Genomic DNA, 24,777 nt, shown 5'->3' with positions numbered 1-24,777 from the left:
CCACGCCTTTTTGTACCGATGTTAGCCACTCTTGAAATTCTGCTTCCCGTGTTCGGCCTGATTTTCGCGGGCTTTGCATGCCGCCGGCGCGGCGTGCTCGGACCGAACAGCGCGTCCGAGCTAAACCGCTTCGTGGTCTGGCTGGCGCTGCCAGCGCTGCTGTTCGACACGATGGCGCACGCCACATGGCAACAGCTCTATCAGCCGGCCTTCGTCGCGGCGTTCTCGATCGGGTGCATCGGCGTATTTCTGCCGATTCTCATCATGCGCATGATGAGCGGCCGGCATCTGGCCGACGCGAGCGTCGACGCAATTGCGGCCTCGTATCCGAACACCGGCTACATCGGTTTTCCGCTCGGCGTGATCGCGTTTGGCTCAGCTAGTCTGACGCCGACGACGATCGCCACGATCCTCGTCGCGTGCGTGCTTTTTGCGCTTGCCATCGTGCTGATCGAAGTCGGCTTGCAGACCGAACGCACGCCGCACAAGCTGGGGTTGAAAGTGCTGGGCTCGCTGGCGCGCAATCCGCTGATCGTGTCGCCGATTGCAGGTGTGTTGTTCGCGAGCTTCCACGTCGCGTTGCCGCAAAGTGCGGAGACCTTTCTGAAGTTGTTGAGCGGCGCCGCCAGTCCCTGCGCACTGGTGAGCCTCGGCTTGTTCCTTGCGGAAAAGCGTCCATCCGAAACCGGCGCGCGCGGCATCTCGTTGCTGCTGACCGGCGTCAAGCTACTGGTCCAACCGGCGCTGACCTGGTGGCTCGCGGCGCGCGTGTTCGGGCTCTCGCCCGCGCTGGTCGAGATGGCCGTTGTCCTGGCCGCACTGCCCACTGGCACCGGCCCGTTCATGCTTGCCGAGTTCTACGAGCGTGAAGCGCACATCACGTCACGCACGATTTTGCTGTCGACGGTGGGCTCGGTCGCGACCCTGTCGTTACTGCTGCTGGTGATGGGGCATCGCACGTAAGCGGACCGGGGCGCTGTGCCCCTAAACGCCCTGAGCGCAGTTGCGCGCACCTGAACCGGCGTCGCCGGCATTCATTGACGTCTTTCATTGACGTCTCCTCGCGCGATACCTTTTCCATCACCGGGCACCTCACGCTAAGATTGAGCCCGCTGGGCCGGCGCGCCGCGTAAGCGACGCTGCCCGCGCATGTGTCGTCATCATGCGTGCCGCCCGAAAGATCACACGAAAAGCTTCGCTCGGAGAATCAGATGTCTGAAGAATATGAAGTGCATGGTCCGCACGACCATGCAGTTGAACACGCCGGCCACCACGACGCCGATCCCTTTGCGAGCCGCATGGCCGTGATGACGGCGATCCTCGCGACGATCGGCGCACTGTGCGCCTACCAGAGCGGCAACAGCGAAAATCTGGCGCTGTACTACAAGAACGAAGCCGCCATCAAGAAGACCGAAGCATCGAATCAATGGAACTACTACCAGGCCAAGGGTGAGAAGGAAAATCTGGCGGAACTCGGCGCGGCGCTGTCGCTCGGCAATGCCGATGCACACGCGAAGTTCCTCGCCGACGTCGACAAATACAAGCAGCAGAAAGAGCCGATCCGCGCGAAGGCTGAAGCGATCGAAAAGGACGTCGTGGACAACGACGCTAAAAGTGAAGCGCTGCTGCACGGCCATCATCGCTGGGCACAGGCCACGACTTTGATTCAGGTCGCGATCGCCCTGTCCGCGATCACGTTGCTGACCCGCAAGAAATGGCTGCGCAATCTCTCGTTCGGTATTGCGGCCGCGGGCGTGGTTACTGCGGCTGTGGCGTTCTTTTCGACTTGATCGTCGCGCTGGGTGTGCGTCAGCTGAGCCCGCAAGTCTCTTGCCGCTCACAAGCTCTACTTCGATCCTAAAACCCTACACACGTCACTTTGCGATAGGTCAAAGACGCGCGGATTGGATGCTCAGCAGTCCAACTTTCATGACATTAATTAAGGATGTCGCGACCTCACGTCGCGCATCCGCGCCGTTGCATCTGGCGCAACCTGTCATGGAGGACTCAACATGAATGCATCCCCGGATGCTGCAGGTGACTTCGTCGCCAATCTCGACGAAAGTGTTCTGCTTCCGCAACTCGGCTGCCCGTCAGGCGAGATCGGCGTGGCAGTCGGCGACATGCTCGAGCGCACCAACCTGGCTATCATCGACGCGTCTTTCGATTTGCTCGACCTGCACGCGAACGAGCGGATTCTTGAAATTGGTTTGGGCAACGGCGGCCATATCGCATCGGTATTGGATCAGGCGGCAGGGCTCCGCTACACCGGCATCGATCTATCGCCGACCATGATCGCCGAGGCGCGCCGCCGCAACGCGGCCTTCGTCCGCGATGGCCGCGTGTGGCTCGAAACCGCCGACGTCATGTCCTTGCCCTTCGCAGCCGGCCTATTCGACAAAGCCATTGCGATCAACACGACGTATTTCTGGCCAGGCCTGATCGCCGCGCTGAAGGAGACGCGTCGCGTGTTGCGCGCGGGCGGCGTGCTGGTGATCGCGGCCGTCACACCCGAGGCCGCCGCGGAGATGCCGTTCGCCAAATACGGCTTCACCGTCGACAATGCCGCCGCACTGGAAGCCGCCTGCATTGCCGCCGGCTTCGACCACGTAGGTATCACGCGTTACGTCGAGCCGTTGCTCGATCCGCCGCAAGAATTCGGCGCACGCGAGTTTTATCTGCTGCGGGCCCGCGCCGGCTGAGGCGGCGCTAAACCGCTCAGACGCGATGCGCAGTGCCCCTCAATGCGCGATACCGCGAGCAGCACGTTCGAGCAATAGCTCACGCTCGCGCGCGTTGCGCGTCATGGCGGCCGCGCGTTCAAATTCGGCGCGCGCCTCTTCCACGCGGCCGAGTTTCTCCAGCAGATCGCCGCGCACGCTCGGCAACCAGTGATAGTTGGCGAGCGCGGCATCGGCTGCTAGCGCGTCGACGATTTCCAGACCGGCAGCCGGTCCGAACGCCATGCCGACCGCCACCGCCCGGTTCAGCTCGACCACCGGTGAAGGCGCCACCTGCGCCAGCGCGTCGTACAACGCGACGATCTGCGCCCAGTCAGTCTCTTCAGCGCGACGGGCGCGCGCATGACACGCGGCCAGCGCCGCCTGCAATGCATACGGGCCGCTCGCGCCGCCCAACGCATGCGAGGTGCCGAGCGCGGCCAGCCCGCGGCGGATCAGCAACGGGTCCCAGTGGCTGCGGTCCTGATCGAGCAGCAGCACCGGCCTGCCTTCGGCATCCGTGCGCGCGTACGTGCGCGACGCCTGGATTTCCATCAACGCGACGAGGCCATGCACTTCGCTTTCGTCAGGCACGAGCCCGCTCAGCACACGCCCAAGCCGCAGCGCTTCCTCGCACAAGGCCGGACGCATCCAGTCGTCGCCGCCCGTGGCCGAATAGCCTTCGTTGAAAATCAGATAGATCACCTGAAGCACCGACGCGAGCCGCGGCGCACGCGCATCCGCTTGCGGCACCTCGAACGGCACCTTGGCCGCCGACAGCGTGCGCTTGGCCCGCACGATGCGCTGCGCGATCGTCGGCTCGGGCACGAGGAACGCACGCGCGATTTCGTCCGTGGTGAGGCCACCGAGCAGGCGCAGCGTCAGCGCGACGCGTGCGTCGGTGGACAGCACCGGATGGCACGCCGTGAACACCAGCCGCAGCAGGTCGTCGCCGATATCGTCGGCACGCGCGGCATCGAGGGTATCGACGAAATCCGGCACGAGGTGCGCCTCCTGTGCGTCGAGATCGTGGCCCAGCTCCTCGCGCTTGCGGGCATGGAGCGCTTCCTGCCGCAAGCGGTCGAGGGCGCGGTTCTTCGCGGTCGCCATCAGCCACGCTCCCGGATTGTCGGGTACGCCCGCGTCCGGCCAATGTTCCAGCGCCGACACCAGCGCGTCCTGCGCCAGCTCTTCGGCGAGCCCCACGTCGCGCACAATCCGTGCGACGTGGGCGATGACCTTGGCGGATTCGATCCGCCAGACTGCCTCGATGGCACGATGGGTGGCCGGTGTTGTCACTGGATTAGCCCGCTGCCTTGGCGTTCGGGTCCATGTAGATCAACTCCCAGATGTGTCCGTCGATATCTTCGAAGCCGTGCCCATACATGAAGCCGTAATCCTGCGGCGCGCGCGGCACCGTGCCGCCGGCGGCGAGCGCCTTCGCGACCAGCGCATCCACCTCGCCCCGGCTCTCGCACGACAGGCCCAACAGCGCCTCGGTACTTTCCTTCGGATTGCAAAGCGACTTGCGCGTGAAGGATTTGAACAGGTCCTTGACCAGCAGCATCGCGAAGAGGTTCTCGCCGAGGACCAGACAGGCGGCCTGCTCGTTGGTGAATTGCGGCTCGAAGCTGAAACCGATCGTGCTGAAGAATTCCTTCGACCGTCCGAGATTGTCGACGGCGAGGTTGACGTAGATCTGCTTATGCATGATGAAATCCATTGATCCAGTTGTGTGCTTGCTGGGGCAGCGCATTGCGTTGCAGTGCGCCGCCCAGGCAGCGATGCAGCGTGTTCAGCTCGCCTCGGCAAGCGTTTTCAGATTGCTCAGGCCGTCTTCGAAATCCTTGCCGACCATCTTGTCCATGCTGACGAACACCTGTATCAGCTTCGACAGAAACGGCGCCGGCCCATGCATCGCCCACGTAACTTGCGTCGCGCCCGCCTCGGGCTTCAACTCGAATTCGGCGATGTTATGCGCTTCGAACGGCTTGAGGAAATCGAGGTTCATCGTCACGCTCGACGGCGCCGTCGTATCCACGATCTCCATCTGCCCCACGCCGATCTTTTCGCTTTGCCATGCATAACGCGCGCCCTTGCCGCTTGACGTACCGCTATAGGTGCCTTGCGTCGCGGGATCTTTGCGCAGGAACGGATTCCAGCGGTTGAATTGATGCATGTCGTCGATCAACGCGTAGATCCGCTCAGGCGGCGCCTCGATGCGCACGCTGCGTTCAATGCGAAAGTTGTCGGGTCGCGTCGCCGCATAGATGAGCAGCAGCGCTACCGCCGCGACGACGGTAATCAGAATGGTCTTGAGCATGACGAGTCCTTTCGATGTAGCCGGATCGACGCCTCGTTCGGCAATCAGATCGGCGTCAGGATCAATGTTTGGCCGCGTCCAGTTTATGAAAACGGTCCAGTTCCGGGCTCGGCTCGAAGTCCTCGAGTTCGTACAGTTGCCGCACTTCGATTTCGCCTTCGGCCTGCTCGCCGAACGGTGACGGAAACCGCCGCGCCCATTCCATGGCTTCTTCGCGGGAGCGAACCTGAATCACCGTGTAGCCGGCGACCAGTTCCCTGGTTTCCGCGAACGGACCGTCTAGCACCGTGCGCTTGCCACCGCTGTAATGGATGCGCCAGCCTTTCGAACTCGGTTGCAAGCCGGTTGCGTCGAGTAGCACGCCGGCCTTGGCCAGTTCTTCGTGGTAGGCGCCCATCGCAGCCATCAGCGCATCGTCCGGCGGGCCGCCGGCTTCGCTGACGGCAGTCGCCTTCACTATGATCATGAATCGCATCGCGATCGCTCCTTGGGTGGTGTGTGGTAAGTAGCGAGCCATTCTCTGTTTGCTCCTTACTCACACGACGAGCGATACGCGAGTGGATCGACATATTTGTCGTCGATCTAGGGAAAACCCTAGAAAAATAGCCGCGAATGGGCGAACCCGCTTACATGAAACAAGGCCCGAGCTTGCGGACTTCGACGGTGCACCACGTGGCCGCCGGGCAGGCTTGCGCGATCGCCACCGCTTCTTCCTGGCTTTCACAATTGAGCAGGAAGAAACCGCCGATCATTTCCTTGGCTTCAGCGAACGGGCCGTCGAGCAGTTTGGGCTTTCCGTCGCGCACCTGCACGCGCACGGCGTCACTGGAGGAGGTCAGCGATTCGACCGCGACCAGCTTGTCGCGCTCCTTGAGATCGGCGGCGAAACGCACCATCTGGTCGTAGACTTCGCGCCCGGCCTGCTCGCCGCGTTCGATGCGCTGATTCGGGGGTTCGACGATAAGCAGCATGTACGACATGACGTCTCCGATTTATCGCGCCGTGGACGTGAACGCCAGGCGGGCGTACGACGGCAAAAACGCGCTTACAGTTAGGTAGCGAAAGGCAGTCTAGCAAGCGCAGATGAGTCCAGCAAACCCGTTTCACCGCCCCGGCGCCAACGGAGCGCAGGCCCTACGGACACTCGTAATACAAGCGTGGCATGTGGATTGCTGACCCGCTTGTATCGACACGCATCCGAGGTGACATCATGGGAAATCGATCTGGCTTGGGCATCATCGCCATGTTATTGACGCTACTGACATTCACAAACGGGTGCACGCTTGGCGGTGCGGCGGCAGGTGGCGTGATCGGCAACGAGGCGACCAATCACAGTGCGGTCGGCACGGTCGGCGGCGCGGTAGCGGGCGGGATCATCGGACACGAGTTGGGCAAGTAGTTGGGCAAATAACGGAAGCGCTGAACTGCTTCCTAACACGCGACACGAAACCGCCGCTTTAAAGTATTCTCCGGGCGCGCTAAAGCTCGTCATGAATTTGCCGTTTATCGATTAATCGCGGTAGATAATCCGGGTTCAATCCGGCAATACTGCGCGGCAAACCGAGCCCAGGCTCATGGCATAGTCTGCCGGCATAACACACGCATCATATAAACCGAGCATCGGGGAAATTCATGCATCGATCGTGCAGTTGAGTGGTGGGCGCAATGGGACCGCATACTACGATATTACGAAGTACAACGATTAGACTGGTGGTGTTGCAAACACGGATATTTAACCATGTCGCACGCATCCAGATCTGAAAAACAACCTGTCATCCTCACCGGTGACCGCACCACCGGCCCGCTTCACCTGGGTCACTACATCGGCTCGTTGCGCTCGCGCGTGCAACTCCAGCACGAAGCGCAGCAATTCCTCCTGCTTGCCGATGCGCAGGCCATGACCGACAACGTCGGCCAGCACCAGAAAGTCACTGAAAACGTCATCGAGGTGGCGCTCGACTATCTCGCGGTCGGCATCGACCCGGCGAAATCGACCATCTTTATCCAGTCGCAGGTGCCGGAGCTGGCGGAACTGTCGCAGTATCTGCTCAACCTTGTGACGGTCGCGCGCCTCGAACGCAACCCGACCATCAAGGCGGAAATCGTGCTTCGCGGTTTCGAGCGGGATATCCCCGCCGGCTTCCTGACGTATCCGGTCAGCCAGGCCGCTGACATCACTGCGTTCAAGGCGACCCGCGTGCCTGTTGGTGACGACCAGTTGCCGATGATTGAACAAACCAATGAACTGGTGCGCCGTTTCAACAACACGGTCGACAAGCAGGTGCTGGTGGAATGCGAAGCGGTGCTCTCACACGTGGCGCGGCTGCCGGGCATCGATGGCAAAGCCAAGATGAGCAAGTCACTGGGTAACGCTATCACGCTGGGCGCGAGCCCGGACGAAATCACCAAGGCCGTAAACAACATGTACACCGACCCTAACCATCTGCGCGTCAGCGACCCAGGGCAAGTTGAAGGCAATGTTGTGTTCGCCTTCCTCGACGCGTTCGAGCCGGACGTACCAATGGTCGACGAACTCAAAGCGCACTACCGTCGTGGCGGTCTTGGCGACAGCGTGGTCAAGCGCGCGCTCAACGAACGTCTGCAGGCGATGCTCGCACCCATTCGGGAGCGCCGCCGCGAGTTGGCAACTGACCGCGCGGAGGTGCTGAATGTTTTGCGCCGCGGGACCATGCGCGCGCGGGAAGTAGCCGGTACGACGGTGTCAGAGGTGAAAGGTGCGCTCGGGTTGAATTACTTCCAGAACTGAGCGACCGAGAGTCTTCGTCGCTCAGTTCCCCTTGCGCGTGATGTGAACGTCGCATCCCATTTCGGTGGCGCTGCTCATCACCGCGTGCCACAGCGACTTTCACGTAGCGGCTAAAAGCGACCGGGCCTGCTCAAGAAGCGCGTGGGACGCCAGAAATTCGTTACGTCCTGCCATGGTAAGCGCAGCCTGCGCAGTCAGAGCGAATAGCTCGTCGTTGGACACCACAACCATCTCCAAACCCAAGCCAACCTGGTCGTATCGGCGAAAGAACGCGAGCATTTCGAACGCATCGAACCGGCGGTCCTGGGGGCCAGCCTTAGCTAGAAGCTCGGCGGCGGCGGCCAGTTGTCGAGTGGCTGCGAGGAAATCAGAGGGTTCCATGACATCGACCTCCTTATAAGTCGTCGTCGCCGAATGTTCCTGGAGTTTAGCGCAGGTCTTTGACAGTGCCAGAGAGGCAGCGCGCGGGCGCCAAAGAGATGCGGTTCGGCCGGTTAGCGATGCCGACTGCCCACTCGCCGCGGGCGGCTGAAGTCTCGCATTGGTAGTTAACATATGTTGTTGTTAATTTTGTTATGGCAACATATGTATCAGGCCGGGCGTCGATTCGACCTATAGTTCTGCCGAAACCGATAGGAGATTGTCATGAAATACGCGTCGCTACTGGCTCTCGCAGCTTTTGCGATTTTTTCGCAAGCCGTCTCGGCCCAGGATGCACAACCGACCTTGGCGAAGGTTCAGAGCGTGAACCTGATTGCAATCGGGCACAGGGAGACGTCTGTGCCGTTCTCCTATGTCGATGCCAATAACCAGGTCATTGGGTTCTCCCAGGACTTGTGCAACAAGATTATCGACGCGGTCAAGGCAAAGACGGGACACCCAGACCTACGCGTCCGCTTCATTCCTGTCACCTCGCAGAACCGTATTCCGCTGGTTCAGAACGGAACCGTCGACCTTGAATGCGGCGTCACGACCAACCTGACTTCGCGGCAAAATCAGGTCGCGTTTTCCGATACGTTCTTTGTTGCCACGACACGCCTCCTTACGCGCAAAGACTCCGGCATCAAGGATTTCTCCGATCTCGCTGGGAAAACCGTGGTGACCAATCAGGGCACGACGTCTGAACGCCTCCTCAGAAAGATGAATGAGGAGAAGAAGATGAACATGCAGATCATCAGCGCGAAAGACTACGGCGAAGGCCGTGTCACGCTCGAAACGGGACGCGCCGTCGCCTACATGATGGACGACGTTCTGCTTGCCGGCGCACGTTCGCTGACCGCCAAGCCGGCCGACTGGGTTATCGTGGGGACGCCTCAGTCCTCGGAAGCGTACGGTTTCATGCTTCGCAAGAACGACCCCGAGTTCAAGAAGCTGGTCGACGACGCAATGACTGGCGTAATGAAGAGCGGCGAGATCAAAACCATGTACGACAAGTGGTTCATGAAGCCGGTGCCCCCGAAAAACATCAACTTCGATTTCCCGATGAGCGACGAAATGCACAAGCTCTATGCGTCACCGAACGACAAGGCTTTCGATTGAGGAGATGAACGTTGAAATAGAAAAACGCCCCATGTGGGGCGTTTTTCGTTTCAGCGTGCTCGCGTAAGTTTGAGCGTTCCCGAAATAGAAACCAGACGCGGGTTTTAAACCACTGCTTCGACGATCGCTTGCGTGTGGGTGGATCTCATCAGCCCCTCGATCATCTTCGCTTCCGCGTTCGCGATCTCGCTCAACGATGCGACAGACAGCTGCCCATCCAGAATCGCCAGCCCCGTGCGAAGCCGGGCATATTCGCTGTCATCGAGAATCCACGCGCCGTCGTGATGCTCACGTGCGTCGAGCTGCACCATTGCCGCATGGGCGCTTTCGATATCGGCAAGAACATCCTCGCCAAGACCAAGACGCGCCAGCTCTTGCGATACCAGCAAATGCCGGCTCAGGGTCAGGTGCAAATCCCGCGAGCCCCGGCCGCGCCGGAATGCATCGAGGGCGGTGTAGCACTGCAGGAGCATCGCCGCGGTGACCGGCTCGTGGGCGGTGCGGCTAAAGGTCAGCGCCCGCAACAGCGGGGACATGGCCGGCTGGGTGTGCTTGCGGACTCGCGATTTACTGGACATATCGATTCAATCTCCTTCGCTAACTCTCGGCTTTGCCACCGAATGCTGTGCTCTCCGGTGGCAAACGCCGCCGATGCGCCGGCGGCTTGACAGACCCTTAACGTGAGTCTGTGTAACCATCATGGCAAGCAACTATTAAGACAGACTTAAACAAGCCAAAGTCTCGATTGCGTGACATCTCGCCGCGCCCGAGCGGATTTTCCGCTGCGACGCACCCGACACGCAACGTTGCCATATAAGTTCGGACCGGCTAAATACAAGTCACATTTATTGTACTGACGAAAAAAAACCCTGTTCCCGCGAGGGAACAGGGCCGGACAGGATGGAAGAGCCGTGCAGGCGCGTGGATGCTTGCCGGCCTTATAACCATCACAAACTAACTAACAAAGCTGTTGCTACCTGAACTGCAACTGCGTTACAGCTCGGTCCCTCGTATTCAACCTCACCTCGCTGCAACCCCCTGCTGATTCGCACGCATGGTTGCTTTGATTGCGCGCTATTGCATTGCTTCGACTTCCTACTGCTTTACTGCCCTGCCACGTCGGACAACCGCGGCAAACTGCCATCAACGGTACGGTTCAAAACAACGCGGGGGAAGACCGCGTCGATGGGCTCGGTGACTTGTCGCTCCATGGAAAACAGTTTATGTGAGCGCGCCCGAATGCAATTGCGCGAAAGGAGGGGAATTGGCAGGCCAGTTCGCTGAATCGGTGCAGCGTGGCGATTTCGTCAGACGTGAAGGCGGCTTGTACAGGCCGGTGGCAAAGCCATCGCGCCGCAGGGTTGCGCAAAGCAATCAACCCCGCGCAACAAAATCGCTAATCGTCAGCAGCACTTTTTCGCCCGGGCGCGCCAGCATTTTTCTTTCGGCCACCGCGGTAATACGTTTGCGTCCATCCGCGAACGTCTTCAGTACGCGCTCCTCGCCCGCACCGCGCTGCAACCAGAAGTGCTGTTCCAACGCCTCACGCGTGACGGCGCACTCGAGGTCTCTTCCTCGCGTCGAAAGCTGGAAAATCACCGCGCGTCCGTCTGGCGAGACGCTAGGTTCAAGCTCGATAATTTCCATAGCCCACCTCGCAAAATTCGTTGAGCCGCTCGATCGGCGGATGAGGCAAAAGCAAACCGCATGCCAATAAATACATCACGTGCCTCGCCAAACGTCGCGACGGTCACGCAAACCCGATACGCGCCGCGGCCAGTGATTCGCAAACATCGACTGCGCTTGAAGCGGCAAGCGTAACGGTGCGCTTTTTCGTGGCGAAGCAGAGCTTCAGCAAACAGCACTCACGCGTGCGTCGAGCAATGAAGTCGAGAGACCATCACATGAGCGCGTGGTAAAAAAGCGCTGCAGCCGCGACAATTCACGATAATTCTTACTAGCCACCCGTGCACTGGAAACGTTACCAGCATGTCTGCTCAAGCACCTTCCCTCACCCTGCGTCCGGCGTTAGCGGCGGACGAGCTTTTTCTGTTCGAATTGCGCAAGGCCACCATGACGGAGCATCTGACGCGTGCCGGCGAACCCATTGACGATGCCGGGCATCGCGCGCGTCTGCTGCACCGTTACGACGCGGCACAGGTGATTTGTATCGACGGCGCGCCGGCCGGTTTGCTGAAAGCGCATCGTACTGAGAACGAATGGGTCGTCGTGCAATTGCAGATCGCGCCGGCGCATCAAGGGCGCGGCATCGGCGAGCGGGCACTGCGGACGGTCTTGCTGGCCGCGCACGCCGACGCGTTGCCGGTTACGCTCAAGGTGCTCAAAGGCAATCCCGCAAGGCGCCTGTACGAACGCCTCGGCTTCGAGACCGTCGGCGAAGATGAAATACAGTTTCACATGAGACGCGCGCCGAGCGCGTCGGCGGAAACTCAAGCAGAATGAATGTCTGATAACGACTGATACAAAGCGACGCGCAATGGACCCTGTTATGACCTTTCGCGACACCTCAGCTATCGAAAGCTGGCACGCTCACGTTTATTTCGATTCGGGCAGCCGCGACACCGCGTGGTCCTTTCGCGAGCAAATCGAAGCACACTGGAACGGCAAGCTGCAAATGGGCCGCTTCCACGAGCGTCCCGTCGGACCGCATCCGATGTGGTCGTATCAGCTCGCATTCACGCAGGAGCAATTCGCCAATCTCGTCGGCTGGCTCACGCTGAATCACGGCGCACTTGATATTTTTCTCCATCCGAATACCGGTGATGCCTTGCGCGACCATCGCGATGCAGCGGTGTGGATCGGCCATTCGCACGAGCTGGTGCTGAGCGCCTTGAATTGACCCGTACTGGCAGGCGGCGCGTGCCCGGTCAGATATTCGAATACGAGCTGCACCAGCCGCGCGCCGCGACCTGTTTGTCGCCGAATAGCGTGCAGCCGCCGTAGGCGTCGGTGGTCTTACCCTGGAACAGCGAGCAGTTGCCGCAGGTTTGTCCGGCGGCGTAGTTGGGAAATTTCGCCTTGTCGACTTTGGATGCGTCCTCTTTGTAGCCGACGGCTTGCGCCGTCGGATCGGCTTCGCTCAGTTTGTTCGCGGTGTCGTCGGCGAACGCAGCGCGAAACAGCAGGAGCGATGAGCTCACGCCCACGCTCAGCATCAAAAAAAGGCGGCGCGAAGTTTTCATAGTGGTCCGATGGGGATAGTGACGCTCGTCAATCGATAAACCGCGTGAACCGTTCAACCGGTTCCCGGTCAGTGCGCAGCGTATTGACCCGTGCGGTTTCGTCGGCGAAACCGAGCGACATGCCGCACACCAGTTGCTCCTCGCCCGGCAGCCCGAGATGCTCGGCAATCACGCGATGAAACGGCGTGAACGCAGCCTGCGGGCAGGTATCGAGGCCACGGCCGCGCGCCGCCGTCATGATGGCTTGCAGGAACATGCCGTAGTCGAGCCAGCTGCCGCGCTCCATCACCCGCTCGATCGTGAAGAACAAGCCGACCGGTGCGCCGAAGAACCGGTAGTTCTGCGCATGCTGTTCGTGCATACGCGCCTTGTCGCCTTTCTGGATGCCCAACAAGCCGTACAGATTCCAGCCGATTTTGCGGCGGCGGTCGATATAGGGCGACACCCATTCATGCGGGTAGTAGCGATATTCTTCCTGATACAACGCGTCGCGCTGAGGGTCGTTATACGCCGCGACCAAAGCCTGCGACAGGCGCGCCAGCGACTCGCCCGTCACCACATACACTTTCCACGGCTGAGTATTGGTGCCGGAGGGCGCGCGGCTGGCGGCTTCGAGAATCGCTTCGATATCGGTGCGCGCAACCGGCGTGGGCAGAAAGGCACGAATCGAACGCCGCGACATCAGTGCGGCGTCGACTTGGTTGGCAGGTGCGGTCATCAGCGGAATCCCGGCAGGGTCAACAGTTTGGCGGTCTGCGAAGATTCTAGCGCGAGCGGCGGGTTTTCCGCTTGCAGGCTTGCAGGCTTGCAGGCTTGCAGGCTTGCAGGCAGTTTTAAATCCACCCCATGCAGACGGCGGCGACGATCGATCCCATCACCAGCACCGCACCTACGGTTTTGCGTTTGTTCAGCTCCGTCCACACCAGGACACCTGTGAGCGACAACAAAATGATGCTGCCCGCCAGGGTATCGATCAGCAGCACCCAGCCGACGCTCAAGCCGACGCCCTTGCGTTTCCCACTCGCGCCTATAAATTGAGCAGCATGACAAACTTTCTAAATGCTGACGATTTGTCAAACCTGTCTGCATCGCCGGCCGAGCACGAAATCGCCACACCGTTTATCCTTTTGCAACACCGCATACCGCAACTGTTCCGTCCATCTTCGGAGTTGACCATGCAATACCGCAAATTCGGCCGCACCGGCCTGACCGTTTCGCGCCTGTGTCTGGGGACGATGACCTTCGGCCTGCAGACTGAAGAAGACGTTTCGCATCGCATTCTCGACACAGCGGCGGATGCCGGCGTGAACTTCATCGATACGGCCAATGTTTACCCGCTCGGTGGCGGCGAGAATATTGCCGGGCGCACGGAGGAGATCGTCGGACGCTGGCTGAAGGGCAAACGCGACCGTTTCATTCTGGCGACGAAAGCCGTGGGCAAGATGGGGCCGTCAGCATGGGATCAAGGCGCGTCACGCAAGCATCTGCTGGATGCCGTCGATGTATCGCTGCGGCGGCTCGGCACGGATTACGTGGACCTGTACCAACTCCATTCCGACGATGCGAATACCCCGCTCGATGAGACGCTGGAGGCGCTGGATGTGATCGTCCGATCCGGGAAGGCACGCTATATCGGCGTGTCGAATTTCCTCGCATATCGGCTGGCGCGGGCGTTGGGTCGCGCGGACGTATTGCGCGTGTCGCGGTTCGTATCCGTGCAGCCGCGGTACAACTTGTTGTTCCGCCAGATCGAGAGGGAATTGTTGCCTTTGGCGGCTGAAGAGCAATTAGCCGTGATGCCTTATAACCCGCTGGCGGGTGGTTTGCTGACGGGTAAGCATCGGATGGATGCCGCGCCGGCGTCCGGGCGCTTTACCGATGTCGTCGGGAAGGCCGGGGCGATGTACCAGGAGCGGTACTGGCATAAGCGCGAGTTCGAAACGATCGAGAAGTTGAAGGCGATCGCTGCGCCGACTGGCGAGTCGTTGACCCGGGTTTCTCTTGCCTGGGTGTTGGCTAATCCGCTGATTACGTCGGCGATTATCGGCGCCAGTCGCGCTGAGCAGTTGAGCGACACGCTCGCGGCTTCAGAGCTTGTGCTCGATGCACAAGTCAAGACGCAGCTTGATGAAGTGAGTTTTGAATATCGATGGGGTGACGCGGCCAGGTAATGTGTTGCCTTTAAGTGTGCCTTTGCGTGTTGCTTTTGACGGCGGCTGCAGTTACCCGGCCGCCGCCGCCGTCAAAGGCAGAAAAATCACCGTCCGTATCGAAGCACAGTACTGGTGGCAGCAAGCACATGATCCTTCATCGCTGCCAGCAACGCGTCCCGCGTCAATCCTGTCGGCAATGCGTCGGGAGGTAAATCAAGCGCGTAAATCTGCACGACATAATGATGCGGAACATCCCCGACCGGCGGGCACGGCCCGTAATATCCGGGGCCGCCAGTCCGGTTCGTTCCCGCCACGCTACCGGCCGGCGGCGTAGCACCGGCACCCAGCCCGGTCGCCCAAGGCGCGACGCCATATAGCACCCAGTGCACAATCCCCAGTCCCTTGGCGCCGTCCGGGTCGAAAATAGTAATCGCGTAACTCTTCGTACCGGCAGGCGTATTTCGCCATTGCAGAGCGGGCGACACATTCCCGCCACCACAATTATTCGCGCTCGCCGCGTGGCTCGAATCCAGCGTGCCGCCGTCGGCCAAACCCGGCGACGACAGCGCGAATCCATCCGCCGCACGAGCAGCGGCGGCAGAAAAAGTCAGCACAGCACACAAGCTGACACATAACAGGCGTCGTGCAACGCCAGCGTTTTCGCTTTGAGTCATCGTGAGTTGCCCCCGGCTATAAGTTAGCTAACCTGAAAAAGACCGCAGCGCAGCAAACGCGCGCCACGACCATTGATGGCAAACGTATCGACCGGGTGCTTTATTCCGCCGACGAGCTACGAATCCATCAGCGGATCACGTATCACTTGAACGGGCCGGTTCGCTTATTGGCCTCCGGCAACTGCCGCGTCTCACGCAAAGACTTCGGATGCCACAGGCGCACGCCGCCTTCGATCCCTGCATCGTTCGATACTGTCGCGACGTTCGCGGGCAACTTGATCGTCAGCCGCGCCGCGTTGCCACCGCCAATCCACAGCTTGTCGTAGTTCACCAGCGAATCAAGAATCCCGATCACCTTCTCGACCCGGCGATTCCAGCGCTTATTTCCTGCCTTATCGCGTGCCGCGTCACCGATGTACTCGTCGTACGCCACGCCCTTCTTGCTGACCGGATGATGCGCAAGCTCGAGGTGAGGCATCAATTCGCCATCGCGGAACAGCGCCGTGCCCGCGCCCGTGCCCAGCGTCAGCACGAGTTCGATTCCATGGCCTTCGATCGCGGCAAGGCCTTGCATCTCCGCATCGTTGATCATCCGCACCGGCAGACCGCCGAGGCGCTGCGCCAGCGAATCCGCTAGCGGAATGTCGTGCCAGCCTTCAACGCCAAAGTGCGGCGCAGTCAGAATGCGGTTGCTGCGCACCACGCCAGGAAAGCCGATCGACATCAGCGTGGGCGGCTCCTTTTCGACGAGCGGTGCAACCAGCTTCACCAACGCATCCACCAGTTGATCCGGCGTGCAAGGATGCGGCGTCGCCACGCGCAAACGCTCGGTTTTCATCTGTCCGTCTGCATCGATGATCGCGGCTTTCAGGCCAGTGCCACCGACATCGATCGCCAGAATCCGCTCGGTGCTGCTTTTTACTTTCGTCTTACGTGTGGCCACGGTGTCCCCCGATTGTGTTGCTGCGTCTCATGGTGTTACTTCTTTTCGACTGCGTCCTTTTGCAAAGGCCGCCAAGCGTGGCCGTTGCGTGCGAGCAGGGCATCCGCTTCTGCCGGGCCTTCGCTGCCTGCGGCGTAGCCGCGTACCGGCATCGCGCCGCCGGTCTTCGGGTGCAGCACGTCGTCCACAGCAGCCCAGCTCGTTTCAATGCTGTCGGCCCGCTGGAACAGCGTCTCGTCGCCGAGCATGCAGTCGTACAGCAAAGTCTCGTAGCCGACGTTGGCCTGTTCCGCGAAGAAGTCCGCATAGTCGAACGACGATTGCACCGCGCCGATCTGCATCACCGGCCCCGGCGTTTTTACATTGAAATCGAAACTCGTGCCGTGCGCGGGATCGATGCGCAAGGTCAGCACATTCGGCGTCAGCGCGTCGACCGGCGTATCGCGGAACAAACGGAACGGCACCGGCTTCAGTTGCACCGAGATCTCCGTGCGGCGCGCGGCAAGCCGCTTACCGGTGCGTAGATAGAACGGCACGCCCGCCCAACGCCAGTTCTCGACGTACACGCGTGCGGCGGCGTAGGTTTCGGCCGTACTGCCCGGCGCGACGTCCGGTTCCTCGCGATAGCCGATGCCCGCCGGACCCTTTTCGTATTGACCGAAGACGACATCGTCGGCGGTCAGCGGCTGGATCGCGTCGAAGATTTCAGCCTTTTTGTCGCGCACGGCTTCGGCATCGAACGAATTGGGCGGCTCCATCGCGACCATGCCGAGCAACTGGAACAGGTGGTTCGGCAGCATGTCGCGGAACGCGCCGGTCTGCTCGTAGAACTTGCCACGCCCTTCCACGCCGATCGTTTCGGCCGCGGTGATCTGCACGCTATCGATATATTCACGCCGCCAGATCGGTTCGAACAACGCATTCGCAAAACGCACTGCGAGAATGCTTTGCACGGTGTCCTTGCCGAGAAAGTGATCGATGCGATACACCTGTGACTCGTTGGCGTACGAGAGAATGTGCGCGTTCAGATCGCGCGCCGAAGCGAGGTCGGTGCCGAACGGCTTCTCGATCACGATGCGGCGGAAACCGCCCGCGTCGCCCTCGCCTTCTTTCAGCAAGCCCGCCTTGCCGAGATGCTCGACGATCGGTTTGAAAAAACGCGAGCCGACCGCCAGGTAAAAAATGACGTTGCCGCCTGGCGATTGATCGAGCTTTTGCTTGACCTTAGTGAAGGTGTCGTCGGTTTCGAATTCGCCGGCCATGTATTCGAGCCGCTGTGCGACCCAGTCCCACGCTTTGTCGTCGAGCTTGCCGGCGTGGAAGGTGCTGGCTTTGTCGGCGGCAAACTGTTGCAGCGACTTGTGCAAGTCGTCACGCCATTCGCTCGTCTCGCGCTCGCCGTGATTCACGCCGATGATCTTCATGCCGCCGTCGAGCAGGCCATCCACAGCAAGGTTGTACAGCGCAGGCATCAGCAACCGTTTAGTCAGATCGCCGCCCGCACCGAAGATCACCAGCGTGCAAGGTGGCGCAGGCCGCTTGCCGGCCGGCGACGGCGGCGCGTCATGCGGGCTCGCGCTGACTTTGCAACTGGGTTCGGGGCTGGCGGAAGTTGGGGTGTTCGGAGTAGTCGACATGGGATTCGCTTAAGGAAGCCAATGAAACGGACGTGGCGGTACATGAAAGACCACGCTTGAACCCACACAGTTCAAAAACAAGCACTAAACCTGCACTCCGCGCTGTATGGCTTATGTAACCTCGCGCGGGTGAGTCGCTATTTACTACCTGTTCACGGCTCGCTACTTGGTGACCGCCGTTGTCAGCGCCGGCGCAGGTTCGGACGCGGACTCGGACGGGCACGCGGGCGCGGGCGCGGAGGTCGACGCAGGAATGGGCGCCCGGTCCGGCTCGCCTGCCAGCGGCACATTCCCGGACGCGGCCATCGCCCTCGGTTGCAGGAGCAACGCCACCAGCCCGGTCCAGCCGGTTTGATGCGACGCGCCCACGCCACGCCCGTTGTCGCCATGGAAATACTCGTGGAACAGCACGAGATCGCGTGAACGCGGGTCGGCTTGCAATAGCGGATACGCGCCCATCACCGGACGTTCGCCGTTTTTGTCCGTCAGGAACAGGGTAGTCGCCCGGCGCGCCAGGTCGTCGCCGATTTCGCTGAGCGAGAGTTTTTGCCCTGAACCGGTCGGATACTCGACGCGAAAATCGTCGCCGTAATAGCGATGAAACTCGTACAGCGATTCAATCAGCAGATAGTTCACCGGCATCCACACCGGACCGCGCCAGTTCGAATTGCCGCCGAACACGCGCGTGTCGGATTCGGCCGGCAGATACTTGACGGTAACGCTGGTGTCGTTGTGGTTGAACACGAACGGGTTGTCGCGATGAAAGCGCGACAGCGCCCGCACGCCGTGATCGGAGAGAAATTCGCTTTCGTCGAGCGCACGGCGCAGCAACGCTTTCATCCGATGCCCACGCAACAGCGAGAGCAGGAGCGCATTGCCCTTGCCGGGCTCATTCCAGCGCGAGACCAGCTTCGCCAGATCGGGCCGATGTTCGAGGAACCAGACGAGCCGCTCGCGCAGACCCGGCAAGCTGCCATGCAAACGTTCTTCGAGAACATGCACGGCGAACAGCGGGATCAGGCCGACGATCGAGCGCAGGCGCATCGGGATATTGCTGCCGTCGGGCAGGCGCAGTTTGTCGTAGAAGAATTCGTCTTGGGTGTCCCATAGGCCGGTATCGCAATCGTCGTCGCAACTGACGGCCTCGGCGATATACAGGAAGTGCTCGAAAAACTTCACGCCAATATCGACGAACACGTGGTTCGCATACGCGAGTTCGAGCGCGATCCGCATCAGGTCGAGCGCGTACGCGGCCATCCATGCGGTACCGTCGGCCTGATCGATATGACCGCCGGTCGGCAGCGGCGACGAGCGGTCGAAGATACCGACGTTGTCCAGCCCGAGAAAGCCGCCCTGAAACACGTTGCGTCCGTCCGCATCCTTGCGGTTTACCCACCACGTGAAATTCAGCAATAGCTTGTGGAAGACGAGTTCCAGAAAATCGCGATCCCCCTTGCCATTCAGCGCGCGGTCGATTTCATAGACGCGCCACGCGGCCCAGGCATGCACAGGCGGGTTCGCGTCACCGAGCGCCCATTCATAGGCGGGCAGTTGGCCATTCGGATGTTGATAGCGGTCCTTCACCAATAGCAGCAATTGACGTTTGGCAAACGCCGGATCGATCAGCGCGAACGCGGCCGCATGAAACGCCAGGTCCCACGACGCGTACCACGGGTATTCCCACTTGTCGGGCATCGACACGATGTCCGCGTTGCACAGATGCCGCCACTCCGAATTGCGGCCGCGTTTGCGGGACTCAGGCGGTTTAGGTTGCAGCGGATCGCCTTCGAGCCAGCGCTGCACGTCATACTGGTAGTACTGCTTGGACCACAGCATGCCGGCGAGCGCCTGGCGCTGTACGAGGCGGCCGTCGGGATCGACGATCTCGTGTTGCAGCGCGCCATAGAATTCGTCGGCCTCGGCGATACGGTGAGCGAACACCGCATCGGCATCGAGCTGTGTGTCATCGGGACTCGACTGCGGGCGCCAGCGCATATACACCACGGCGCGGCCATGCGGACCGAGTTCAATCGACGCATGCGCGGCCGCCTTGGTGCCGGCGTCGCGGCGTACCGCCTGTCCGTCGCCGTGTACCAGGTAATCGTTGAAGCCGTCCTTGAACGGCCCGGTGCCGTCCATGTTGAACAGGCGCTTGACGTTGGTGTCGTTTTCGCAAAACAACCACGCCATCTGCGGCGCGTCTTTCGACCACGCCGTCACGACGATCGGTTCATGGCCGTGCTGCCGCCCGACCACCTGGGCTTCACCGTTGTGGTCCGTTCCAGCGACGAGTGACGGCTTGTCCTTGTTCTCCTTCCACGACCATGAATTGCGCGCCCAGATCTGCGGCAGCACATCGAGCGAGGCCGCCTGGTCCGCGCGATTCTCGATGGTCACGCGCATCAGGATATCGTCGGGCGCATGTTTCGCGTATTCGACCTGCACGTCGAAGTAACGAAAATCGTCGAACACGCCGGTGTCGAGGATCTCGTACTCGGGCATGTCACCGCCACGCCGTGCGTTTTCCTGCACGAGGTCGTCGTATGGAAAAGCGGCATGCGGGTACTTGTAGAGCATCCGCATGTACGAATGGGTAGGCGTACCGTCGACGTAGAAGTACAACTCCTTCACGTCCTCGCCATGATTGCCCTGCGCGTTGGTGAGCCCGAACAGGCGTTCCTTCAGGATCGCGTCTTTGCGATTCCACAGCGCGAGCGACACGCACCAGCTGAGTTTGTCGTCGCCGAAACCGGCAATGCCGTCTTCGCCCCAACGGTAGGCGCGGCTGCGCGCATGGTCGTGTGGAAAGTTGTCCCAGGCAGTGCCGTCCGGGCTGTAATCCTCGCGCACCGTGCCCCACTGACGCTCGCTGAGATACGGCCCCCAGCGCTGCCAATGGGCACACTCGGCGGAGTGCAGGCGTGAACCTTCAATAGTGGCGAGCAGATTGGCAGCGCGCAGCGGTGGCATGACTACGTCCTTGCGTCGGGCCTGGCGGCGGGACCCACATCGTAGCGCGGTTTAAGCGGCGGTGGACTCCAACCGGGCAAGCAGGTTTTCAATGCGTAGCAACTCCCCCAGCGACCACGCCTGAAACGGCGTGCCGGCGGGCGTGTGCGGCGCGTCGCCATCGGCGATCTCGGAGAGATGATCGAGGCCGGCGTGATCGAGATGCGCGTACAGAGGGTCGAGAAAGCGCGCTTTGGCTTGTGCACGGGCATCCGCTTCGGCGCCGTGAACCCGTAGCCATGCTTCGACAAACGGTCCTAACAGCCATGGCCAGACCGTACCCTGATGATAGGCGCCATCGCGCTCCAGCGGCGGACCGCCGTAGTGCCCGCGGTACGCTGGATCAGACGGGGCGAGCGTTCGGAGGCCGAGTGGCGTGAGCAACTGCGCTTCGACATGATCGACCACCGCGCGCGCCGCCGCGCCTTCGAGTAACGGAAACGGCAGGCCGCCCACGGCAAAGATCTGATTCGGGCGGATCGAGCGATCCACTGCGCCTTTGACGAAATCCACGTCGACGTTGTCGACAAGCGCTTGCGTCGACGGATCGGTGAAGCGGTCATGAAACGCTTGTAACGCGCGTTCTGCAGGCTGCTGCCACTGCGGATTCCACATTGCTGCAATGCGCAATGCGTTGATCCAGAGCGCCTGCACTTCCACGGGTTTGCCGATGCGCGGCGTGACCACCCAGTCGCCGACCTTTGCATCCATCCACGTGAGTTGCACGCCGGGCGTGCCCGCGCTCAGGAGGCCATCGTCGGTGGATGCCTTGATGTTGAAGCGCGTGCCGTTCGTGTAGCCGGTGACGATGGTTTCCACTGCTTGTTGCAGGCGCGCTCGGGTGTCAGCCTTCGCGTGGTTCGTCGCCAGATAGTCGTGGACGGCGATGACGAACCATAACGATGCATCGACGGAGTTGTATTCCGGGGTGTCGCCATAGTCGGGGAAACGGTTCGGCAGCATGCCTTCGGATAACGTACCCGACCATTCGAGCAGGATCGCTTCGGCTTCGGCGAGGCGGCCCGTTGCGATCAGCAAGCCGCGCATGGCGATGAACGTGTCACGGCCCCAATCGGTGAACCATGGAAAGCCGGCGAGGATCGTGCGGCCTTCGTTACGCGCCACTACGTAGGCATCGGCGGAACGCTGCAGGCGTGAGCCGAGTGCGCTGCGGCGCTGCTGTTCGACGCGCGCGAGTTCAGTTGCGTGGGCGGCGGCTGGTTTGGTGCTGGCCGAGTCCGTTGCCCGAGCTGCAGCGGTGTTCGCGCCTGGCGGTTTCGTTGCAAGGGCGGCGGTGCCAACTGACTCCGCTGCATAGGCGGCTGTCTTCGTGTCTGCCGGCTCCGCTGCCAACGCCGACAGTGCGATCGACGCACTGAGGATCATCACCGCTTCGCCATCGACGAGATTGAAGCTGAACACACCGGGCGTGGCGAGGTCTTCGCTGAAATCGAGGCCACGCTCGCGCTCGCGAACGTAGCAGAAGTTTCGGTACCAATCCGGTGCGTGCGTGTAGATGCCATTAGTCGCCACATTGATGACCGGCAGATCCTCGTAGGGCTGCCAGCTCACGCATGCCTGGTCGCCACTTGTCCGCGCGTTGAAGTTGAATGCGGGGTTTTCGTGATGCAGCGCGTGATAGTCGCGACCTGAGAGCAAGGGCCTCACCTTCAGGTTGAACGCGCCCGCGCCAGATCCCGCTTCTGCACTTTCCAGCCGCCAACGCAGAACCGTTTCGCGCGTCGCCTTGCTCACGAACACCTCGGCCGTCAGTGTCTTTTCCGAATCGAGTTGGAGGCGCCACGTCGGCCATGGCTCCGTGTTGAACTCGAGGAGACTCGCTGTCAGATCCGGATAGATCACGTCCGGCATGTACCGCTGCATGCTCAATGGATAACGCTTGCCGTCCGCCTCGAGCCAGGCTTCGATGCCGTTGACGAGCACCACACGCCCACCAGGCGCGCGCGTGGCGGTGAGCAGCAACGCGTGATACCGGCGCGTGCGCAGCGTGCCGACCGTTCCCGATGCGAAGCCGCCCAAGCCGTCTGCTTCGAGCCATTCGTCTTCGAGACGCGTGATGTCGAAAGGTCTTTCGATGCGTGTCATGAACCTACCGGAGTACGCAAAGCCGCCAATCAAATCTTTCGGTGTGCCTGGGCTTCAACCGCTTCAACCATATGGCACTAACGTGACCATTCTCCTGCTTACTGCTTTCCATTTCCTTTCGAACAACTGACATTGCAGATTAAGTTAAAGCACTCGCAAACGTTTCACAATTATTTCTTGAAAGGACTGGAGACTGCATCCGCCATCACGAAACTGGATGCGGACATGAGAAGAGATGCACGCCTCGCCACCACCGTTTTTGTTGCACTCGCAACTTTCGCGTTGAGCGGCTGTGGCGCGGACGACTCCGCGTCAGTATCCTCATCGCCGAGCGTTACCAATAACGATACCGCGCAAAACTCGGCCATCAAACCTGTACCCGACGTGCTTGATGCATCGGCGTCACTCGCAGCCGGCCCTGCCGCAGCGTCCGACGCGATCACACAAAACATGCAAGCCAGCCTCGCCGCCGACAACCAGCAAGTCGTGCCCGTGATGCATTACGCACCAGGCGACAACGCTAACAGTAACTAAGGCTACGCTGAAGAAGTCGCCGTTTTCGCCGACGGTTTGCTGCTGAATTTTGGAATGCGAGATCAGCGACGCGATTGGTTCGATTTTCTTGCCCTGAGGGCCTTGTAAGCGGGTCTATCGACCCACTTTGGCCGCTCATGGACGCACCTGTGCCATCAGCCGCTCGCGGCTCATGTAGATGTTGCTCAACGCCAGTGCGGTGAAGGCACGCGTGGCGTTCTTCGCCAGGCCGCGATAGCGCACCTTGACGAAACCCCATAGCCGCTTGACCACCGCAAAGACGTGCTCGACCCGCGCACGTATCTTCGACTTGTTGCGGTTCTTCGAGCGTCTGGCGTCATCGACTTCACCACTTCGCCTGCGCACACGCTGGTTGGTAAAGTCCTTCGCGTGCGGTGCCTTGCTGGCGATGAGTTCCTTCTGGCTCGCATAGGCGCTGTCACCGTACACACGCCGCTCGGCGCCGTGCAGCAGAGCCGGCAGCGGATGCTTGTCATGCACGTTCGCAGCCGTCACTACCGCGCTGTGTGCCAGTCCCGTCTGGCTATCCACACCGATGTGCAGCTTCATGCCGAAGTGCCACTGCTGGCCCTTCCTCGTCTGATGCATTTCGGGGTCTCGCGCCTTGTCCGCATTCTTCGTGGAACTGGGCGCCCCGATGATGGTGGCATCCACGATCGTGCCGGTGCCAACCTTCAGCCCACGCCCTTGCAGTACTTCGCCGACCTTGGCGAACAACTGCTCGCCGAGCTTGTTGCGCTCCAGCAGCCGGCGAAACTTCAACAGCGTCGTGCCATCGGGAACCCGCTCGCGCCCCAGGTCAATCCCGACAAATCGCCGCAATGCGGTGCTGTCCAGCAGCGCCTCCTCGCACGCTTCATCCGCCAGGTTGAACCAGTGCTGCACAAAGTGCATGCGCAGCATGCGCTCCAGACCAACTGGCGGGCGTCCGCCTTGACCCTTCGGATAGTGCGGCTCGACAACCTCGCACAACTGCGTCCACGGCACGATCTGCTCCATCGTCTCAAGGAACACATCGCGTTTGGTTGGCCGACGGAACTGTTCAAATCCGGCGCCTTGATCGGCCGCCATCGCAAGGGTTTGTTGTTTCATCCGCATTTAACGATTCACCGCCCAACGGCGTTGACCTTTTTCAGCGTAGCCCTAAC

The 24,777-nt window shown here is 60.9% G+C and carries 26 protein-coding genes and 1 pseudogene; 10 read left to right on the top strand and 17 right to left on the bottom strand.

Features of this window, described 5'->3' with window-relative positions; genetic code table 11:
- Nucleotides 1–18: 18 nt before the first annotated feature.
- From VFE81_RS18050 to VFE81_RS18040, 3 genes are all read left to right on the top strand, one after another.
- Nucleotides 19–963, top strand: coding sequence for an AEC family transporter (locus VFE81_RS18050; RefSeq protein WP_325045895.1), 945 nt, complete (start codon nt 19–21; stop codon nt 961–963).
- A gap of 248 nt (nt 964–1,211) precedes the next feature.
- On the top strand, nt 1,212–1,790 hold the full coding sequence (locus VFE81_RS18045) for a DUF4337 domain-containing protein (RefSeq protein ID WP_325045894.1): 579 nt from the start codon (nt 1,212–1,214) through the stop codon (nt 1,788–1,790).
- Between the two features lie 222 nt (nt 1,791–2,012).
- A complete protein-coding gene (locus tag VFE81_RS18040) occupies nt 2,013–2,702 on the top strand; it encodes a class I SAM-dependent methyltransferase (RefSeq protein WP_325045893.1) in 690 nt (229 codons plus the stop codon).
- Between the two features lie 39 nt (nt 2,703–2,741).
- Here the strand turns inward: VFE81_RS18040 and VFE81_RS18035 are convergent, their stop codons facing one another.
- The 5 genes from VFE81_RS18035 to VFE81_RS18015 form a co-directional block, all read right to left on the bottom strand.
- Entirely contained in the window at nt 2,742–4,019 is a 1,278-nt protein-coding gene (locus VFE81_RS18035; protein WP_325045892.1) for an RNA polymerase sigma factor, read from the bottom strand.
- 4 nt (nt 4,020–4,023) lie between these two features.
- Nucleotides 4,024–4,431, bottom strand: coding sequence for a VOC family protein (locus VFE81_RS18030; RefSeq protein WP_325045891.1), 408 nt, complete (start codon nt 4,429–4,431; stop codon nt 4,024–4,026).
- A gap of 84 nt (nt 4,432–4,515) precedes the next feature.
- Nucleotides 4,516–5,043: an SRPBCC family protein gene (locus tag VFE81_RS18025; RefSeq protein WP_325045890.1), complete on the bottom strand. Its 528-nt coding sequence runs from the start codon at nt 5,041–5,043 to the stop codon at nt 4,516–4,518.
- 61 nt (nt 5,044–5,104) lie between these two features.
- A complete protein-coding gene (locus VFE81_RS18020) occupies nt 5,105–5,518 on the bottom strand; it encodes a YciI family protein (RefSeq protein WP_325045889.1) in 414 nt (137 codons plus the stop codon).
- A 151-nt stretch (nt 5,519–5,669) separates the two neighbouring features.
- Complete coding sequence (locus VFE81_RS18015) at nt 5,670–6,023, bottom strand: YciI family protein (protein ID WP_325045888.1); 354 nt, start codon at nt 6,021–6,023, stop codon at nt 5,670–5,672.
- 263 nt (nt 6,024–6,286) lie between these two features.
- On the opposite strand from VFE81_RS18015, the gene VFE81_RS18010 reads away from it, so the two are divergent.
- Nucleotides 6,287–6,442 (top strand): glycine zipper 2TM domain-containing protein, encoded by a 156-nt coding sequence (locus VFE81_RS18010; RefSeq protein ID WP_325045930.1) that lies wholly within the window; start codon nt 6,287–6,289, stop codon nt 6,440–6,442.
- Between the two features lie 339 nt (nt 6,443–6,781).
- Complete coding sequence (trpS, locus tag VFE81_RS18005) at nt 6,782–7,810, top strand: tryptophan--tRNA ligase (protein ID WP_325045887.1); 1,029 nt, start codon at nt 6,782–6,784, stop codon at nt 7,808–7,810.
- Nucleotides 7,811–7,909: 99 nt separating this feature from the next.
- Here the strand turns inward: trpS and VFE81_RS18000 are convergent, their stop codons facing one another.
- The gene (locus VFE81_RS18000; RefSeq protein WP_325045886.1) at nt 7,910–8,191 is read right to left on the bottom strand and encodes a hypothetical protein; all 282 of its coding nucleotides are present in this window, start codon (nt 8,189–8,191) and stop codon (nt 7,910–7,912) included.
- A gap of 264 nt (nt 8,192–8,455) precedes the next feature.
- On the opposite strand from VFE81_RS18000, the gene VFE81_RS17995 reads away from it, so the two are divergent.
- Complete coding sequence (locus VFE81_RS17995; protein WP_325045885.1) at nt 8,456–9,349, top strand: glutamate/aspartate ABC transporter substrate-binding protein; 894 nt, start codon at nt 8,456–8,458, stop codon at nt 9,347–9,349.
- 104 nt (nt 9,350–9,453) lie between these two features.
- Here VFE81_RS17995 and VFE81_RS17990 read toward each other — a convergent pair whose 3' ends face one another.
- Nucleotides 9,454–9,927 carry a hypothetical protein gene (locus VFE81_RS17990; protein ID WP_325045884.1) on the bottom strand — a complete coding sequence of 158 codons (474 nt, stop codon included), beginning with the start codon at nt 9,925–9,927 and terminating at the stop codon, nt 9,454–9,456.
- A 796-nt stretch (nt 9,928–10,723) separates the two neighbouring features.
- Nucleotides 10,724–10,996: a DUF1488 domain-containing protein gene (locus VFE81_RS17985; protein WP_325045883.1), complete on the bottom strand. Its 273-nt coding sequence runs from the start codon at nt 10,994–10,996 to the stop codon at nt 10,724–10,726.
- 342 nt (nt 10,997–11,338) lie between these two features.
- On the opposite strand from VFE81_RS17985, the gene VFE81_RS17980 reads away from it, so the two are divergent.
- Both VFE81_RS17980 and VFE81_RS17975 read left to right on the top strand, forming a co-directional pair.
- Nucleotides 11,339–11,812: a GNAT family N-acetyltransferase gene (locus tag VFE81_RS17980; RefSeq protein ID WP_325045882.1), complete on the top strand. Its 474-nt coding sequence runs from the start codon at nt 11,339–11,341 to the stop codon at nt 11,810–11,812.
- 46 nt (nt 11,813–11,858) lie between these two features.
- Nucleotides 11,859–12,209, top strand: a complete 351-nt coding sequence (locus VFE81_RS17975; RefSeq protein WP_325045881.1) for a DOPA 4,5-dioxygenase family protein — start codon at nt 11,859–11,861, stop codon at nt 12,207–12,209.
- A 28-nt stretch (nt 12,210–12,237) separates the two neighbouring features.
- Here VFE81_RS17975 and VFE81_RS17970 read toward each other — a convergent pair whose 3' ends face one another.
- The 3 genes and pseudogenes from VFE81_RS17970 to VFE81_RS17960 form a co-directional block, all read right to left on the bottom strand.
- On the bottom strand, nt 12,238–12,552 hold the full coding sequence (locus VFE81_RS17970; protein ID WP_325045880.1) for a high-potential iron-sulfur protein: 315 nt from the start codon (nt 12,550–12,552) through the stop codon (nt 12,238–12,240).
- A 28-nt stretch (nt 12,553–12,580) separates the two neighbouring features.
- On the bottom strand, nt 12,581–13,270 hold the full coding sequence (locus VFE81_RS17965; protein WP_325045879.1) for a nitroreductase: 690 nt from the start codon (nt 13,268–13,270) through the stop codon (nt 12,581–12,583).
- Between the two features lie 115 nt (nt 13,271–13,385).
- Nucleotides 13,386–13,562, bottom strand: a pseudogene (locus VFE81_RS17960) (peptidase); the annotation flags it as partial.
- 165 nt (nt 13,563–13,727) lie between these two features.
- Between VFE81_RS17960 and VFE81_RS17955 the strand changes: the two are divergent.
- Complete coding sequence (locus tag VFE81_RS17955; RefSeq protein ID WP_325045929.1) at nt 13,728–14,723, top strand: aldo/keto reductase; 996 nt, start codon at nt 13,728–13,730, stop codon at nt 14,721–14,723.
- 86 nt (nt 14,724–14,809) lie between these two features.
- On the opposite strand, the gene VFE81_RS17950 is transcribed toward VFE81_RS17955, so the two are convergent.
- The 5 genes from VFE81_RS17950 to VFE81_RS17930 form a co-directional block, all read right to left on the bottom strand.
- Nucleotides 14,810–15,379 (bottom strand): YbhB/YbcL family Raf kinase inhibitor-like protein, encoded by a 570-nt coding sequence (locus VFE81_RS17950; RefSeq protein WP_325045878.1) that lies wholly within the window; start codon nt 15,377–15,379, stop codon nt 14,810–14,812.
- Nucleotides 15,380–15,521: 142 nt separating this feature from the next.
- Nucleotides 15,522–16,322, bottom strand: coding sequence for an ROK family protein (locus tag VFE81_RS17945; RefSeq protein ID WP_325045877.1), 801 nt, complete (start codon nt 16,320–16,322; stop codon nt 15,522–15,524).
- A 35-nt stretch (nt 16,323–16,357) separates the two neighbouring features.
- A complete protein-coding gene (gene zwf, locus VFE81_RS17940) occupies nt 16,358–17,959 on the bottom strand; it encodes a glucose-6-phosphate dehydrogenase (RefSeq protein ID WP_325045876.1) in 1,602 nt (533 codons plus the stop codon).
- A 162-nt stretch (nt 17,960–18,121) separates the two neighbouring features.
- Nucleotides 18,122–20,929 (bottom strand): MGH1-like glycoside hydrolase domain-containing protein, encoded by a 2,808-nt coding sequence (locus VFE81_RS17935; RefSeq protein WP_325045875.1) that lies wholly within the window; start codon nt 20,927–20,929, stop codon nt 18,122–18,124.
- 51 nt (nt 20,930–20,980) lie between these two features.
- On the bottom strand, nt 20,981–23,074 hold the full coding sequence (locus tag VFE81_RS17930; protein ID WP_325045874.1) for an amylo-alpha-1,6-glucosidase: 2,094 nt from the start codon (nt 23,072–23,074) through the stop codon (nt 20,981–20,983).
- Nucleotides 23,075–23,299: 225 nt separating this feature from the next.
- Between VFE81_RS17930 and VFE81_RS17925 the strand changes: the two genes are divergently transcribed.
- Nucleotides 23,300–23,608, top strand: coding sequence for a hypothetical protein (locus VFE81_RS17925; protein WP_325045873.1), 309 nt, complete (start codon nt 23,300–23,302; stop codon nt 23,606–23,608).
- A gap of 135 nt (nt 23,609–23,743) precedes the next feature.
- Here VFE81_RS17925 and VFE81_RS17920 read toward each other — a convergent pair whose 3' ends face one another.
- Nucleotides 23,744–24,721 carry an IS5 family transposase gene (locus tag VFE81_RS17920; RefSeq protein WP_325045872.1) on the bottom strand — a complete coding sequence of 326 codons (978 nt, stop codon included), beginning with the start codon at nt 24,719–24,721 and terminating at the stop codon, nt 23,744–23,746.
- Nucleotides 24,722–24,777: the final 56 nt, after the last annotated feature.

Origin of the sequence: Paraburkholderia sp. (assembly GCF_035656215.1) — a bacterium.
Taxonomy (GTDB): domain Bacteria; phylum Pseudomonadota; class Gammaproteobacteria; order Burkholderiales; family Burkholderiaceae; genus Paraburkholderia.
This window is presented reverse-complemented; position numbering and strand designations above follow the sequence as displayed.

Coding starts and splice junctions, on each gene's coding strand:
- VFE81_RS18050 (WP_325045895.1), top strand. CDS start 19: ATGTTAGCCACTCTTGAAATTCTGCTTCCCGTGTTCGGCCTGATTTTC.
- VFE81_RS18045 (WP_325045894.1), top strand. CDS start 1,212: ATGTCTGAAGAATATGAAGTGCATGGTCCGCACGACCATGCAGTTGAA.
- VFE81_RS18040 (WP_325045893.1), top strand. CDS start 2,013: ATGAATGCATCCCCGGATGCTGCAGGTGACTTCGTCGCCAATCTCGAC.
- VFE81_RS18030 (WP_325045891.1), bottom strand. CDS start 4,431: ATGCATAAGCAGATCTACGTCAACCTCGCCGTCGACAATCTCGGACGG.
- VFE81_RS18025 (WP_325045890.1), bottom strand. CDS start 5,043: ATGCTCAAGACCATTCTGATTACCGTCGTCGCGGCGGTAGCGCTGCTG.
- VFE81_RS18020 (WP_325045889.1), bottom strand. CDS start 5,518: ATGCGATTCATGATCATAGTGAAGGCGACTGCCGTCAGCGAAGCCGGC.
- VFE81_RS18015 (WP_325045888.1), bottom strand. CDS start 6,023: ATGTCGTACATGCTGCTTATCGTCGAACCCCCGAATCAGCGCATCGAA.
- VFE81_RS18010 (WP_325045930.1), top strand. CDS start 6,287: ATGTTATTGACGCTACTGACATTCACAAACGGGTGCACGCTTGGCGGT.
- trpS (WP_325045887.1), top strand. CDS start 6,782: ATGTCGCACGCATCCAGATCTGAAAAACAACCTGTCATCCTCACCGGT.
- VFE81_RS18000 (WP_325045886.1), bottom strand. CDS start 8,191: ATGGAACCCTCTGATTTCCTCGCAGCCACTCGACAACTGGCCGCCGCC.
- VFE81_RS17995 (WP_325045885.1), top strand. CDS start 8,456: ATGAAATACGCGTCGCTACTGGCTCTCGCAGCTTTTGCGATTTTTTCG.
- VFE81_RS17990 (WP_325045884.1), bottom strand. CDS start 9,927: ATGTCCAGTAAATCGCGAGTCCGCAAGCACACCCAGCCGGCCATGTCC.
- VFE81_RS17985 (WP_325045883.1), bottom strand. CDS start 10,996: ATGGAAATTATCGAGCTTGAACCTAGCGTCTCGCCAGACGGACGCGCG.
- VFE81_RS17980 (WP_325045882.1), top strand. CDS start 11,339: ATGTCTGCTCAAGCACCTTCCCTCACCCTGCGTCCGGCGTTAGCGGCG.
- VFE81_RS17975 (WP_325045881.1), top strand. CDS start 11,859: ATGACCTTTCGCGACACCTCAGCTATCGAAAGCTGGCACGCTCACGTT.
- VFE81_RS17970 (WP_325045880.1), bottom strand. CDS start 12,552: ATGAAAACTTCGCGCCGCCTTTTTTTGATGCTGAGCGTGGGCGTGAGC.
- VFE81_RS17965 (WP_325045879.1), bottom strand. CDS start 13,270: ATGACCGCACCTGCCAACCAAGTCGACGCCGCACTGATGTCGCGGCGT.
- VFE81_RS17955 (WP_325045929.1), top strand. CDS start 13,728: ATGCAATACCGCAAATTCGGCCGCACCGGCCTGACCGTTTCGCGCCTG.
- VFE81_RS17950 (WP_325045878.1), bottom strand. CDS start 15,379: ATGACTCAAAGCGAAAACGCTGGCGTTGCACGACGCCTGTTATGTGTC.
- zwf (WP_325045876.1), bottom strand. CDS start 17,959: ATGTCGACTACTCCGAACACCCCAACTTCCGCCAGCCCCGAACCCAGT.
- VFE81_RS17935 (WP_325045875.1), bottom strand. CDS start 20,929: ATGCCACCGCTGCGCGCTGCCAATCTGCTCGCCACTATTGAAGGTTCA.
- VFE81_RS17930 (WP_325045874.1), bottom strand. CDS start 23,074: ATGACACGCATCGAAAGACCTTTCGACATCACGCGTCTCGAAGACGAA.
- VFE81_RS17925 (WP_325045873.1), top strand. CDS start 23,300: ATGAGAAGAGATGCACGCCTCGCCACCACCGTTTTTGTTGCACTCGCA.
- VFE81_RS17920 (WP_325045872.1), bottom strand. CDS start 24,721: ATGAAACAACAAACCCTTGCGATGGCGGCCGATCAAGGCGCCGGATTT.